This is a genomic window from Clostridium sp. BJN0013, assembly GCF_040939125.1.
Taxonomy (GTDB): Bacteria; Bacillota; Clostridia; order Clostridiales; family Clostridiaceae; genus Clostridium_B.
The window spans coordinates 348,751-362,040 of sequence record NZ_CP162495.1 but is presented as its reverse complement, the minus strand read 5'-3'; the positions used below and the strand labels follow the sequence as shown (position 1 = coordinate 362,040).

General features: G+C 28.7%; 16 protein-coding genes and 1 pseudogene. 6 read left to right on the top strand and 11 right to left on the bottom strand.

All coding sequences use genetic code 11. The features are described from left to right. Positions 1–72 precede the first annotated feature (72 nt). Positions 73–603: a signal peptidase I gene (gene lepB, locus AB3K27_RS02030; protein WP_368489595.1), complete on the top strand. Its 531-nt coding sequence runs from the start codon at positions 73–75 to the stop codon at positions 601–603. A 157-nt stretch (positions 604–760) separates the two neighbouring features. On the opposite strand, the pseudogene AB3K27_RS02025 reads toward lepB, so the two are convergent. Further along, a pseudogene (locus AB3K27_RS02025) lies at positions 761–918 on the bottom strand (hypothetical protein); the annotation flags it as partial. 143 nt (positions 919–1,061) lie between these two features. Between AB3K27_RS02025 and AB3K27_RS02020 the strand changes: the two are divergent. Together AB3K27_RS02020 and glf are read left to right on the top strand one after the other, a co-directional pair. Next, a complete protein-coding gene (locus tag AB3K27_RS02020; protein WP_368489594.1) occupies positions 1,062–1,196 on the top strand; it encodes a hypothetical protein in 135 nt (44 codons plus the stop codon). 62 nt (positions 1,197–1,258) lie between these two features. Next, complete coding sequence (gene glf, locus AB3K27_RS02015) at positions 1,259–2,380, top strand: UDP-galactopyranose mutase (RefSeq protein ID WP_368489593.1); 1,122 nt, start codon at positions 1,259–1,261, stop codon at positions 2,378–2,380. Positions 2,381–2,460: 80 nt separating this feature from the next. On the opposite strand, the gene AB3K27_RS02010 is transcribed toward glf, so the two are convergent. The 6 genes from AB3K27_RS02010 to AB3K27_RS01985 form a co-directional block, all read right to left on the bottom strand. Beyond that, positions 2,461–3,477 (bottom strand): glycosyltransferase family 2 protein, encoded by a 1,017-nt coding sequence (locus tag AB3K27_RS02010; protein WP_368489592.1) that lies wholly within the window; start codon positions 3,475–3,477, stop codon positions 2,461–2,463. Next, a complete protein-coding gene (locus AB3K27_RS02005) occupies positions 3,478–4,137 on the bottom strand; it encodes a phosphatase PAP2 family protein (RefSeq protein ID WP_368489591.1) in 660 nt (219 codons plus the stop codon). It lies immediately after the preceding gene. Between the two features lie 357 nt (positions 4,138–4,494). Further along, a complete protein-coding gene (locus AB3K27_RS02000) occupies positions 4,495–5,700 on the bottom strand; it encodes an NADP-dependent isocitrate dehydrogenase (RefSeq protein ID WP_368489590.1) in 1,206 nt (401 codons plus the stop codon). A gap of 196 nt (positions 5,701–5,896) precedes the next feature. Beyond that, positions 5,897–6,214: a hypothetical protein gene (locus tag AB3K27_RS01995; RefSeq protein WP_368489589.1), complete on the bottom strand. Its 318-nt coding sequence runs from the start codon at positions 6,212–6,214 to the stop codon at positions 5,897–5,899. A 288-nt stretch (positions 6,215–6,502) separates the two neighbouring features. Further along, positions 6,503–6,835, bottom strand: a complete 333-nt coding sequence (locus AB3K27_RS01990) for a UPF0236 family transposase-like protein (protein ID WP_368489588.1) — start codon at positions 6,833–6,835, stop codon at positions 6,503–6,505. Positions 6,836–7,034: 199 nt separating this feature from the next. After that, complete coding sequence (locus AB3K27_RS01985) at positions 7,035–7,646, bottom strand: transglutaminase family protein (RefSeq protein ID WP_368489587.1); 612 nt, start codon at positions 7,644–7,646, stop codon at positions 7,035–7,037. Positions 7,647–8,335: 689 nt separating this feature from the next. On the opposite strand from AB3K27_RS01985, the gene AB3K27_RS01980 reads away from it, so the two are divergent. Next, positions 8,336–8,476: a DUF3189 family protein gene (locus tag AB3K27_RS01980; protein WP_368491149.1), complete on the top strand. Its 141-nt coding sequence runs from the start codon at positions 8,336–8,338 to the stop codon at positions 8,474–8,476. Between the two features lie 376 nt (positions 8,477–8,852). Here AB3K27_RS01980 and AB3K27_RS01975 read toward each other — a convergent pair whose 3' ends face one another. Both AB3K27_RS01975 and AB3K27_RS01970 read right to left on the bottom strand, forming a co-directional pair. Next, positions 8,853–9,047: a hypothetical protein gene (locus AB3K27_RS01975; protein WP_368489586.1), complete on the bottom strand. Its 195-nt coding sequence runs from the start codon at positions 9,045–9,047 to the stop codon at positions 8,853–8,855. A 938-nt stretch (positions 9,048–9,985) separates the two neighbouring features. Further along, positions 9,986–10,165, bottom strand: a complete 180-nt coding sequence (locus AB3K27_RS01970; protein WP_368489585.1) for a hypothetical protein — start codon at positions 10,163–10,165, stop codon at positions 9,986–9,988. Between the two features lie 619 nt (positions 10,166–10,784). On the opposite strand from AB3K27_RS01970, the gene AB3K27_RS01965 reads away from it, so the two are divergent. Both AB3K27_RS01965 and AB3K27_RS01960 read left to right on the top strand, forming a co-directional pair. Next, positions 10,785–11,321: a flavodoxin family protein gene (locus tag AB3K27_RS01965; protein ID WP_368491148.1), complete on the top strand. Its 537-nt coding sequence runs from the start codon at positions 10,785–10,787 to the stop codon at positions 11,319–11,321. Positions 11,322–11,336: 15 nt separating this feature from the next. Next, on the top strand, positions 11,337–11,723 hold the full coding sequence (locus AB3K27_RS01960) for a MerR family transcriptional regulator (protein ID WP_368491147.1): 387 nt from the start codon (positions 11,337–11,339) through the stop codon (positions 11,721–11,723). A gap of 19 nt (positions 11,724–11,742) precedes the next feature. On the opposite strand, the gene AB3K27_RS01955 is transcribed toward AB3K27_RS01960, so the two are convergent. Further along, complete coding sequence (locus AB3K27_RS01955) at positions 11,743–12,213, bottom strand: transposase (protein WP_368489584.1); 471 nt, start codon at positions 12,211–12,213, stop codon at positions 11,743–11,745. Then, the gene (locus tag AB3K27_RS01950; protein WP_368489583.1) at positions 12,194–12,703 is read right to left on the bottom strand and encodes a transposase; all 510 of its coding nucleotides are present in this window, start codon (positions 12,701–12,703) and stop codon (positions 12,194–12,196) included. Before AB3K27_RS01950 ends, AB3K27_RS01955 begins: the two co-directional genes overlap by 20 nt. Positions 12,704–13,290: the final 587 nt, after the last annotated feature.

The following is a 13,290-nucleotide window of genomic DNA, read 5'->3' as shown; positions in this document are numbered from 1 at the left end:
AACTTTAGGGCAACAACCAAAAATCAACTAAATAATGATATAATTATTAAGTAGTAGTAAGGAGGGTAATAATTGAATCATAAAACAATTTTCAAAAGTTTAAAAGAATATATACTAATCATTTTATTAGCTCTTGGATTTTTATTTATATTTCATAGTTACGTTTTTGCAAGAGTAGATGTAATAGGCCCCTCTATGCAGCCTACACTTAACAATAAAGACATACTATTTGTAGAGAAGATCAGTACAGAAATTGGACATATAAATAGAGGGGAAATTGTTATTTTTAATTCCAATAATGAAAATAACGATAATTATATAAAAAGAGTAATAGGCATAGCTGATGATAAAATTAATATAAGAGATGGAAAAGTCTATTTAAACGGTCAACTTCTTTCAGAGAATTATCTTCCACAGGGTACAATTACTGAATGCAATTCCTCTAATACAGATTATGTTATACCTGAAGGATATATTTTTGTACTTGGGGATAATAGAGAAAATAGCACTGACAGCAGAATACTTGGTTTTATAAATATAAAAGATATAAAGGGGCATGTAATTTTTAGAGCATATCCTTTTAAATATATTAATATATTTTAGTTAAAATAATATAATTATTAGCTAATATAACCATTGAAATTGTTAATATGTAAATCTATAAATGGGTAAATTTACATATTAGCAATTTTTTCAATTAAGATACCTCTTCTAACTAAATTTGCTTTGAATTTATCCGAAAGCTGCCATTAGTAGAGGATAAGCTAGGTATTATACCATAAATAATAAGACCTATAGCTCCTGCTAAACCATACCATAACTTTTACCATTCCTTAACCACAGCCATACAAGATATCCGCCACCTATTTCAAATAATCCTGCTACCACAAAATAAAATATTGATTTAAATATCTCCATAAATAACTATATCCTTTGTTTATAAAATTTACATCTTTAATTTAATACTACCATACTTCTATTTTAAAAATAAAGTCAAAATAAAAAGGTTTAATTTTAAAATAAGTGAAGAAATTTATTAGATTTTAGGGGGTAATCTGGTATTGTTTAGTTTAAAAAGGGAGAATGATATACTTATTGATGATACACTTAAACCAGATATAGAGATAAGCACTAGTATTAATGATTATATTAACGGCATTGATCCGATATTTGAAAACATTGTAAATAAATACTAATATGTATAAAGCTGTCTTAAATTTTATTTTAATAATGGTACCAATTAAAAGGGGGATTGAGAATGTATGACTATTTAATTGTTGGATCCGGTTTATTTGGATCAATATTTGCATATGAAGCTACTAAAGCAGGTAAGAAATGTCTTGTAATAGACAAACGTTCACATATTGGGGGAAATATACATACAGTACAAATAGAGGGAATTCAAGTACATCAGTATGGTGCACACATTTTCCACACAAATAGCAGGAAGGTGTGGGAATACATGAATCAATTTGCTGAGTTTAACAGATACACGAACTCCCCTGTTGCCAGATATAAATCTGAACTCTATAATATGCCTTTCAATATGAACACATTCAATAGGATGTGGGGAGTAATTACCCCATCAGAGGCAAAAGCCAAAATTCAACAACAGATTAAAGAAGCCGGTATTACTGAACCTCAAAATCTTGAGGAACAGGCAATAAGTCTGGTTGGTAGAGATATCTACGAGAAGTTAGTCAAAGGTTATACAGAGAAACAGTGGGGACGTAAGGCAACAGAACTTCCAAGTTTCATTATAAAAAGGCTGCCAGTTCGTTTTACCTACGATAACAACTACTTTAATGATAAATACCAGGGAATACCAATTGGAGGTTATACACAAATCATTGAGAAAATGCTGCAAGGCATCGAAGTCCGCCTTGAGACTGATTTCTTTAAGCAACATGATGAACTAACATCTCTTGCAGATAAAATTGTTTTCACTGGAATGATCGATGAATATTACAAATATCGTTATGGGAAGCTTGAATATCGTTCTCTTCGTTTTGAAACAGAAATTCTGGATTGTGAGAATTATCAAGGTAATGCAGTTGTTAATTTTACAGAATATGATGTTCCATATACCCGAATAATTGAACATAAGCATTTTGAATTTGGCTGTCAAAGTAGAAATGTTAATCCTAAAACAGTAATCACAAGGGAATATCCCACCACATGGCAACATGGTGATGAACCGTATTACCCAATGAATGATGATAGAAATAATAAATTATATGCAAAATATAAGGCATTGGCAGATACAGAAAACAAAGTTATATTTGGCGGACGTCTTGGAATGTATAGATATTTTGACATGCATAATGTTGTAGCAGAGGCCTTGATGTGTGTGGAAGATGAGATGTCTAAAAATATCTAGTAAAATGCATTGAAAGTTTAATCATCAAACCTTCAATGCATCTACATATAATGCTTCATTAATAACATAGAGATTCATTACTAATTAAATCCAAATATCCTTCTTGATAATGAATAAGCTAATAATATGATATTCCTTCCTAATAAGCCTTTAATTTGCATAAACAAACCCAAAACTGATTTATTTATTTCTTCATACAAATCCCTATTTTTAGAATTTAGATAATACCAAAGTTCTTCTTTTTTATTTAGACTTTCTTCTGTATTGTCTTTTAATAAAAGTACCGTACTAATTGTCATCATCATAACCAAATATTTAATCATATATTTACGTAACTTTTTAGATTTTATAATCATAGGATTGTAACAGTCAATAATCATTTTTGTTACTTTAATCTGCTGATCAATACGTTTAATCATTACTTTTTCATTAACTGATTGATCTTCTCTTCCAATAAAATATCTGTAAAGATCCACATTTACATAATATATTGTTTTTACATAAGGCAACGGTTTATACACAAAAATGTTGTCCACATAAAATGTATGTTTAGGAAGCTCTAGATTACATTTTTTAAGAATCTCTGTAAGGTAAATAACTGAGTGCATTAATATATTCTGGCTGTTTTTAAGATGTCCTAAATCATCCCATGTAAATATTTTTTCTTCTGGCATTGCACCTTTATAATTAATGCTTTTTGATTTATGCATATTTATATTTTCATATACATAATTTGCAATAAGCATATCCAATGGTTTAGAATTATTAATCATATTTTTTAATATATCAAGTACTTTTTTTAGACTATTTTTATCAAACCAGTCATCACTATCTAAAACTTTAAAATATATGCCTTTTGAATATCTAAGCCCTGTGTTTATTGCATCACCATGACCGCCATTTTCTTTATGTATTGCACGTATTATATTGGGGTATTTCTCCTCATATTCGTCAGCAATTATCGAAGTATTATCACTAGAGCCATCATCTACAATCAAAACTTCTAAATCCTCGTTCCCAATTAGCAATGATTCTATTGCCCTATCCATATAATCTGCTGAATTGTAACAGGGTATTACTACAGTAAGAACTTTCATTTATACCTCCTGATTAATAAGCTTAAATGTTTTATAAAGTTGCAAATGTAAAGATAGCTGCCATGTTAATTCAGCCAACATAACTCCTCCTAAAACATCAATTATAACATGCTGTTTTGTCATTAATGTTGAAATACATATCATTATGGCCATAAATAAAGAGAAATATCTATACCAAGCAGGAATAACCTTACAATTTCGTAAACCAATGAAACAATACCAACTAACCAAACAATGAATTGATGGAAAAAGATTATTTGCTGCATCTATACTATATAGAAATTTAAGCATGTCCGAAAAAATATCTGATGTGGTAATATTGGGCCGTATGTTAGTCGTAGGAAATTTTATATATATAATGCCACATATTAATTTTCCTAATAAATCTGCCATTAAAAAACGATAGCAATGCTCTTCATTTATGCTACTGATTAATATGTAATTAATAATCCAAAAAAGATAACTTCCAAAATAGATTAATACGAATATTGGAATTACTGGAATTTTATTATCACAGTACGACGTTAAATTATGAAAAACTCTATGTTTATAGAACAAACGTACCCCTAAATATATGGTAAAATTAAATAATACACATAAAATTAAAGGTCTAATAGAATATTTTGGTATATAGTTATATATTCTTTTTATTATTTTCATCTTTTTCCCCTAAATTCCTCTAAGTTATTTTAAGTATAATATTTTATGTCATATCAAGTCAATATATTAGTATTGTTTTATAAAAAATTCTATCTACTATCACCTAATTTTTAAATAAATTTTCAACTATAACATTTAAATATTTCGCCAAATACATGACTAAATTTAAAATGGATCTTATTTTTAAACTTCTCCCTGAATTTAGACAGAAACAAGATGATGATATTTAAAATTAAATTAATATAGCAGCCTTAAAAAAGACTGCTATTAACTACCTCTCAGTTCACTTGTTTTAAAGGAATCCCTGATCTATCAACGCCATCCCAAAGATAGTCTTTAACAAACCGTCATTTAATACTACTCTTCTAATCTCTTCTTTATCTCTAAAAGGAACTCCTCTGTATTAACTATTTTTTTATTTTCTAACTCTGAAAGTGGAGCTAAATCTTTAGTCATAACGCCTTCTTCAATGGTTCTGATAGATGTATCTTCAAGTTTATCTGCAAATTCAACTAATTCATCTATTCCGTCTATTTCTCCTCTCTTTCGTAGAGCTCCTGTCCATGCAAATAAAGTAGCCATGGAATTTGTAGAGGTTAGCTGTCCTTTAAGGTGCTGATAATAATGTTTTTGTACAGTACCATGAGCTGCTTCATACTCATAATAGCCTTCAGGTGACACAAGCACTGAAGTCATCATTGCAAGACTTCCAAAAGCAGTAGCAACCATATCCGACATCACATCACCATCATAATTCTTACATGCCCATATAAAACCACCTTCTGATTTTACAACTCTAGCAACAGCATCATCAATTAATGTATAGAAATATTCTATATCCGCATCCTTAAACTTAGTATCGTATTCAGCATCATATATTTCTTGGAATATATCCTTAAATCTATGATCATAGGTCTTAGAAATCGTATCTTTTGAAGCAAACCATAAATTTTGATTCATATCCAATGCATAATTAAAGCAGGAGCGTGCAAAACTTTCAATAGATTTATCAAGGTTATGCATTCCCATTACAACACCTGGTCCATTGAAAACATGAAGTGTTTGTCTTGTTTCTTCTCCTTTTTCAGAAGTGAACACTAATTCCATTTTACCAGGTTCTTCTACTTTGTACTCTACATCTCTATACACATCACCATATGCATGTCTTGCAACTGTAATAGGTTTTTCCCATGTTCTCATAAGAGGTTTTATACTGTTTACTATAATAGGTGTACGGAAAACTGTACCATCCAGAATTGCTCTTATTGTTCCGTTAGGACTTTTCCACATACTCTTAAGGTTATATTCCTTAACTCTTTTAGCATTTGGAGTTATAGTAGCACATTTTACGCCAACACCATATTTTTTTATTGCATTTGCAGCTTCAATAGTTATTTCATCATTAGTTTCGTCTCTTTTAACAAGTCCAAGATCATAATACTCAGTTTTTAAGTCTATGTATGGTTCCAAGAGTAAATTCTTAATCATCTTCCAGATGATTCTAGTCATTTCATCTCCGTCCATTTCTACTAAAGGTACGTTCATTCTAATCTTTTCAGTCATTATTAATCCTCTCTTCATTTACATTTTTGTATAAATATGAAACATTTTTTATATACTATTTTCCGTATATAATATGTAAATAAGTTTGTAAATAGCTATTTTTTATTATCGTTCAATAATTGATTATCAAACATACTATTTATTATAAATCAAAATCTATTATTTGTATTAATTATATTTCTATATAAACAAAAAATTAAATTCCTATTTGTTTATAAATATAAATTTCAGTGGCTTTATTAATCATATTTTCCCAATTTTTAAAAGATGTTACTTTTCTGATATATCTATTCAATTTTTTATTTGGAATCTTTTCAAAATCTTCATTATTTTTTACTCCAAAACCACTCTTATTTAACAATTCATCCCAGGTATTATAAGATGTATATTGCCGCATAAAATCTTCATTAAACAATTCATCAAATGATACTTCTAATTTATTTTCTAGCTCTTCAATTTCTTTTACAATATCTTCTAATGATTTTTGAAATTCGTTAAGTCCTTTTGTTTCCATAATTTTACACTCCTCTTCATTTAGATAATTCACAAATTTAGTATTATATTTCTATTATGATAATTCCTGCTTTTAATATTAATTTATAATAAATTACACTTGTGACACTTCCAAGAAAATTATGTCTTATTTCAAAATCGTATTAATCCTACTTTCAATCTTTTTATATAATCTCATGTTTTACTGTATAGATCTTAAGAGTTCTTTATGAATATGAAGTAGTGTATCAATATCTTCCGTCGATATTTTTTCTAACGCTGAAATCATAGCAATATATGATGCAGGAGTCTAAGTTGATTTTTGTGATATTTCCTTACCTTTGGCTGTTAAAAACAAGTTAATTTCACGCCTGTCATCTTCAGATCTATCCTGGTATCTTGTAAGTGCATTAAAATTACTCTTATAGTAGCTATATACCTCTTGTAGTTCTTCTTTTATCTTTTCATCTGTTTTAAACTTATATCTATATCTTTTAGTATCCCTGCTTTCAAATATCAAATTATCTACATTTTCCAAGATAACCTTTATCCTTGATAAACCTATCTTGCATACAACCTCAAAAATTTCCTTCTCTATACTGTTGAAATTCAATTCCAATTCATCTAAAATTATATTATTCATACTAAAGCTTCTTTCTATATTTGTTTTCTCAAAATTAATTATAAAAAGTCTTTAGTATCAATAAAAGGCCTTTCAGCTAGGTAATTGCTGGCGGCCTTTCCTTTTTTTCTGCCTAATAATATTTTACTGTGACTCTCTCCGCTTTAATATAATTCGTATTTATTTACTATTTAAATTTAAAATATTCATATTATTAAAGTCATCTTAATACAGTAGGTAAATTATATTTAATCATTTCAATACAATTTGTATTATTTTCTAATGTTTCAGTTGTTACTTTAATAGGATTAACAAATATTGTTGGATAATCAATCTCATCATATTCTACACGGATCGGAAATGCAAGTTGTTCTTTATCTATAAAAAATTGAGCATTTTTGCCATTTGTATTTCCTCGAGCGTCTATACGTATCCATCTGCCTGTTGATGAAATGAAAACTGCATTTAAGGCATGTATACAATATCCTGTTTGTGGAGTATCTCCTAATATTAATCTTTGATAGCAAAAACCAGTTGGAATACCCTGATACCTTAATAATGCAGCCAATAGCATGGATTTTGCATAACACATACCTTCTTTATATTTTAATACTTCTGAAGCAATTCTTGTTATCTTCTTACTTTGAATATCCCAAGAATGAGAAATCTTATCTCTAACATACTCAAATGCAATTCTAATTTTTTTAATTTCATCTAAATTTTCATGAAATAGTTCCTTTGCTTTATCTTGTATAATCTCTTTATCAAAATCAACATATTTACTTACCAGTAAATAGTTTAATAAATTTCTATTTTCTAATACTAAATTCATATATTTACCTCCTTTTATATTTATGATTATACTATATTATGCATGAATATAAAATAGTAAATATTAAATTTAATAATAAATATTTGATATTTCCCTGATATTTATTTCTCTCAATAGGATGACTTTAATTTATAATATGAATATTTATACGTACATAATATTTATTTGAGATAAGGAATTATGAAGGGGACTCACAAATCACACTAACAGGAATTAAAAAATAAATTCAATCTAACAACACTAATTATACAATAATAATAATGAAATATAATTCTTTATTTTTAATCTCAGTGTACTCAGCAACTGTACGATTAATTACCATTTTAAGTTATGCACTTACAGAATAGAAGTAAACTGGATATTCTTATTTATGCTTCATTCACCTCATTTCTCAATTATTTTAATTTGTTGTATTCTTCATCTGCCACAGCCTCCAATCACTCTGCCGAACCAGCCTGTACATTTGTCTCTACAGAAAAATGTACAAACCAGCTGTTTTAGCAGCATCATACCAGTGTTTCACATTAACCGATTTTACCACATCTCCTGGATGGAGTTCCTGTGCTGGCTTATCTTCTTCTTGATACTAGCCTCTTCCGCCTATAACTAACAGAATCTGACCACCTGCAGTTTATACCAGTTGTTACGACACCCAGGTTCAAAAGTTACGTTCCCAATAGGGCAATTGTATCTGTTCCAGGCATCACAAGCATCTGAAGCCATGCCTGCCCAACGAAGTTCTTGCTAAACTCTTAAGGAAATTACATTGGGTAAGCTTTGGCAGACCTATTGTAACAAAAGGAACACAGCAGGCTTATATGCTTATATGAATATAGTTAATTTAGTTAAGGGTGTAAAAAACAATTTAAAATCAAACTAGATTTGGGTAAACAACCCTATATACAAATTTAGTAGCTTTATCTGACTTTATTTCATATTTAACAACTTCCAATAATTAATTCGTTGTTTATACATTTCTATAAAAACACTTCAGGTGATTAAATGAGTCTTTGGCAATATTTGTTAAAATAAATTAGACAATAACAATTAAACTAATAAAAAATATCATAAATAAGTATATTTTTTGCTTCAATTATAATATAATAATAAGGTATGTAGGTGAGTGATTACAGAGAAACTGTAAATTTATAAAATCATGTTATACGAGAAAGAACCTATATATGAACAAGTGACTTCTCCCAAAAGTTACTTGTTATTTTCTTTTTTTAGTTTATCTATTTTAATTTTAATATCCGTCAAAATCTTGTTTTTCGAGATACCGTTCTTGCTTTCAAAAAACATTTTAAGTTTATCTTGTTTATAACAGAAAACTGAAATAATACATAAACTCAATATCTCAGTAATTGAAAGCACTATAATACACAAAAAGAAAAAGTTCATTCACATTACCCCCTTCCATTGTGCCGACCTATTATCCCTGTAATCACTCATACAGTAATGATAGAAAGAGGGTAATTCTATATAACATGAATCATTACTATTAAATACATTATAGCATAATAATGGTAATATTTTAAAGATACTAAATTTATGTATTTTTTATATTTGTATGAACAAATTTTTAATTGCTTCTCTAAAATTATTTAACATAATTATTTGAATGAATAAAACAATATATTATGAATATGCTATTAATTAACAGTATCCTTTAATTTTCTCAATCCTTTGTACAGTCTTTATAAAGCATACCATCCAGCTTTATTTTAGCCAGAAGTTTTCTACATATTAAATCTTTCATTTACGCCCACAATTAATATAAACAGCAAAAGCCTCAGACTTTTAAGGTACGAGTCTTTCACTTAAGTACTCCAACTTTTGAATAAATATAAAACGTGGTAAATTGGGTATAATAATTAATGTTTATAAAATCCTTTATTATCTCACTAAATAGTTTTATCATGAAATAATTTTATCATGGATAAAAGCTCTGGGGCCATCCAGGGCTTTTATGTTCTAAAGTGGATTTTATACAGGCATTTTTCCTGAATATTGCACTAATTCTATTGACTCATCCAAAGACCTTCCATCAAATAGCTTGTCTTCTAACTCTTTAACAAATAAATCTTTATTTTTATTAGTAAAAAACTTAAAACCATATAAAATAACATTATCGTTTTCATCGATTATTTGTAAATCATTACTAGAAGTAGCTTCAAGAAATTTTTCTTTCCATTTGTCTTGAGTAATGAGCTGCTCTCACTTTGGTTCAATAAAAGCTTGATAAATAAATTCTTCATCTTCTAAATACAGAAGAAAATCTGCCATAAAACCTCTTACACCATCAAATTTTACAATAATTAATTGCCTTTCATTACAAATTAGATAAACAATTTCGTATTTTTTCCGCTCGGTATTGTCATATTTATATTGCTCAATTTATCCTTTAATTCATATATTATTTTTTGTTTTACTATTTTGTATTCGCCTAATATTTTAAACTTATTATCATGTATATTTAATATTCTATTTAAAAAAACATCATGTGTGAGTTTTTTCATTTTATACCACCTTTTTATAAGATTAAATCAAAAGCCCCGGAAAAAGCTACTACGGGTCCTGCATTTATTGCCAAATTTCCATCCCCTTTTTACAGACATAACAAAAGCACCTGCCATTACAGCAAGTACTTTTATGGCTGTGAATCATTTTTATTATTTCAATTTATGCCTTTTATTAGCGTCCCCACAAATATTATTGTAACTATTATCCCTAAAATTAGAATTAATTTTTTCATTACAATTATCCTCCTTGCTAATAAAAATTATAGCATTTATCTTTTGAAAGAGGAACTTTGTAGCCAAATATCGTGCAAGACTAAAATCACGAAACACGAATTAAGTAGTGCAAACAACAAATTACCTTTTCATTTTACAATATTTCTATTAAAAAATACTTGACTTGGAGTATACTTCAAGTGATAGGGTATATATAGAACAAAGAAATACAAGTAAAAAGCGTAGGTAAAAAAATAAAGAATTTGGAAAATATGTTTTTAGCAAGTTTAGTGGAATATTTAATTACTCTAGAAACTTATAATGATTTTTGAAAAATATATCATGGATACTTAGAATAGGTTATGTCAGAAAATATTTAAGTTTAAGATGGAAGGAGCAAACTATGAAAGTATTATTAGTAAATGGAAGTCCACATAAAAAAGGATGTACCTATACAGCATTACATGAAGTGGCAAAAACTTTAAATCACGAAGGAATAGATGTGGAAATATTTCAAATTGGAACGAAGCCATTGACTGGATGTATTGCCTGCAAAAGCTGTGTCAAAATAGGCCATTGTGTATTTGATGACAAAGTCAATGAATTTCTTGAAATAGCAGGAAATTTTGATGGATATATATTTGGTTCTCTGGTACACTATGCAGCTGCCAGCGGGGCAATTACTTCTTTTATGGATCGTGTATTTTATGCAGATTTATGTTCGGGTAAACAATCTTTTTATTTGAAACCTGCAGCTGCTGTGGTATCAGCCAGAAGAGCTGGAACTACGGCAACTTTCGATCAATTAAATAAATACTTTACATTAATGGAGATGCCAATTAATATGGCATTCTTTTTAAAATGCAAAGAAGCCGGAACAAAAGCGGGTATTGCTTTACCGGAAAGAGAACAAACCATATTCACAAATTTTATTCGATAAATGAGGTGCTTTTCTATGATGATTGCAGAAGTAAGTCAAAAATATGGCATAACAGCTGATACATTGCGGTATTATGAGCGTATAGGTTTAATTCCACCTGTGAATCGAAATGCCAGTGGAACTAGGGACTACACGGAAGAAGACTGTAATTGGGTCGAATTTATCAAATGTATGCGAAATGCAGGTCTTCCAATTGAAGTATTGATTGAGTATGTAACCATGTTTCAACAGGGAAATTCTACAATTAAGGCTAGAAAACAGCTCTTGATAGAACAGCGTAGTCAGCTTGTTGAGAGAATTAATGGAATGAAGCAAACGCTAGAACGTCTGGATAAGAAAATTGATGGATATGAAGAAAAAGTATTAGTAAAAGAAGAACAATTGAAAAGAACAGATAACTAATTTTTATTCTTTAAATATTTCATTTATGAGAATAAAAAACTGTCGATAGGTTTTTGCCATCGGCAGTTTTTTTAGTTCCAAACAATCTTTTAACATTCAAATTTTGCTTTATAAATCTAAAAAAGCTTTCAACTTTCCATCTTTCTTTATAGATATCTGCAATTTTTTCAGGTGTAATAGCCATTAAGTTAGTACATACCCTTATGGATTTTCCATATAAGTCACTAAATTCAACAACTCTAAATCTATTTTCAGTTTTAGAAGAGCCTTCTCCAAGGTAACAAGTAACATCCTTGATTATATTAGAATTTTCAGCTCTTAAACTTTTTATGTTTTTTGGATAACTTAGTGTTATATTATCTTTGATTCTTATGACAAATGCTTGTTTTATAGATTTAAACATATCATATCTCTTATGTTTCCCATAAGCTCTATCTTCTACCAAAATACAATCTGTATTAATAAGTTTTTCACCTATTTGGACCATCATGTTTGTTTGCAGTAGTTTCAATGACTTTTTGAGGCATTAAAGTATTTACATTAAGAGCCACATGCAGCTTTATTCCTGACTTATTACCTTTGAACTTTGCCCATTTCAATCTGCCTTCACCAACAGTTATAGTAGTGGAATCTACTGCTAATAAATCTTTTGGTAATTTAAGTATTCTTCGAGTCGAACGATTGCATTTAGTTATAAGAATCTCAAATAATTTCTTAGCTATTTTATAATCTACATTTGCTGCTTTCTTCGAAATTGTGGAATAATCAACTGCTCTTAATCCAGCTTCATTCATAAAATCTGAACCAGCTCTAAAACTTTTGTATTCATTAGTTGCTGTCGCTATAAAAAATTGAAACAAATCATATACTGTGAATTTTCTTGATGTATCCTTATAGCCTAAAACCGCACATACTGTAATTACTTCTTCTTTTTTTAAAAGTGCTTGAAATATATCAAATATAGTGGTATTATTTCTCATGAGGTCACTCTCCTAAACAGTAGTATTTTTTCTCAGCAAATTAATATTACCATAGGATGACCTCATTTTCATACCTTTTTATTTACGTATTTTGGATAATCAACACTCGTGATTTTTCCCATGACTGTCAGCATTGAAACCTCTTTTTGGTAGTTGTTTACAGTTTTTAGAGTGTATTTTTCATGTGGTAGACTACAAACTTGCTACAAAATTATTATTATGCAGTGTATTATTATACATCAGATTACATCTTAAATTACACAATATAACGAATGCTACACTTCTACAACATATTTAACTATTTTGTAGCCAGATTCATGAAAATTCTGTAGTTAGATTTTTTTATTCTTATTTACAGTACTTACGCAGACCAACTCAAACTTAGATATATCAAGGTTTTATAGACTCTAAGATTGCTTAAGGGTTGTTGCTACGGGGTTTTAGGCAACTTTTACTCATGATTTTTTATATATTCTGTTTAAATTCAATATAAAAAGCTTATTTAAATCGGTAAATAGTAACTAAACAGTACATATTGCTATTATTATTTAGGCTATTAACTCTAAAATTTTAATGCTAAATCTTTA

Coding starts and splice junctions, on each gene's coding strand:
- glf (WP_368489593.1), top strand. CDS start 1,259: ATGTATGACTATTTAATTGTTGGATCCGGTTTATTTGGATCAATATTT.
- AB3K27_RS02010 (WP_368489592.1), bottom strand. CDS start 3,477: ATGAAAGTTCTTACTGTAGTAATACCCTGTTACAATTCAGCAGATTAT.
- AB3K27_RS02005 (WP_368489591.1), bottom strand. CDS start 4,137: ATGAAAATAATAAAAAGAATATATAACTATATACCAAAATATTCTATT.
- AB3K27_RS02000 (WP_368489590.1), bottom strand. CDS start 5,700: ATGACTGAAAAGATTAGAATGAACGTACCTTTAGTAGAAATGGACGGA.
- AB3K27_RS01995 (WP_368489589.1), bottom strand. CDS start 6,214: ATGGAAACAAAAGGACTTAACGAATTTCAAAAATCATTAGAAGATATT.
- AB3K27_RS01990 (WP_368489588.1), bottom strand. CDS start 6,835: ATGAATAATATAATTTTAGATGAATTGGAATTGAATTTCAACAGTATA.
- AB3K27_RS01985 (WP_368489587.1), bottom strand. CDS start 7,646: ATGAATTTAGTATTAGAAAATAGAAATTTATTAAACTATTTACTGGTA.
- AB3K27_RS01975 (WP_368489586.1), bottom strand. CDS start 9,047: ATGAACTTTTTCTTTTTGTGTATTATAGTGCTTTCAATTACTGAGATA.
- AB3K27_RS01970 (WP_368489585.1), bottom strand. CDS start 10,165: ATGAAAAAACTCACACATGATGTTTTTTTAAATAGAATATTAAATATA.
- AB3K27_RS01965 (WP_368491148.1), top strand. CDS start 10,785: ATGAAAGTATTATTAGTAAATGGAAGTCCACATAAAAAAGGATGTACC.
- AB3K27_RS01960 (WP_368491147.1), top strand. CDS start 11,337: ATGATGATTGCAGAAGTAAGTCAAAAATATGGCATAACAGCTGATACA.
- AB3K27_RS01955 (WP_368489584.1), bottom strand. CDS start 12,213: ATGATGGTCCAAATAGGTGAAAAACTTATTAATACAGATTGTATTTTG.
- AB3K27_RS01950 (WP_368489583.1), bottom strand. CDS start 12,703: ATGAGAAATAATACCACTATATTTGATATATTTCAAGCACTTTTAAAA.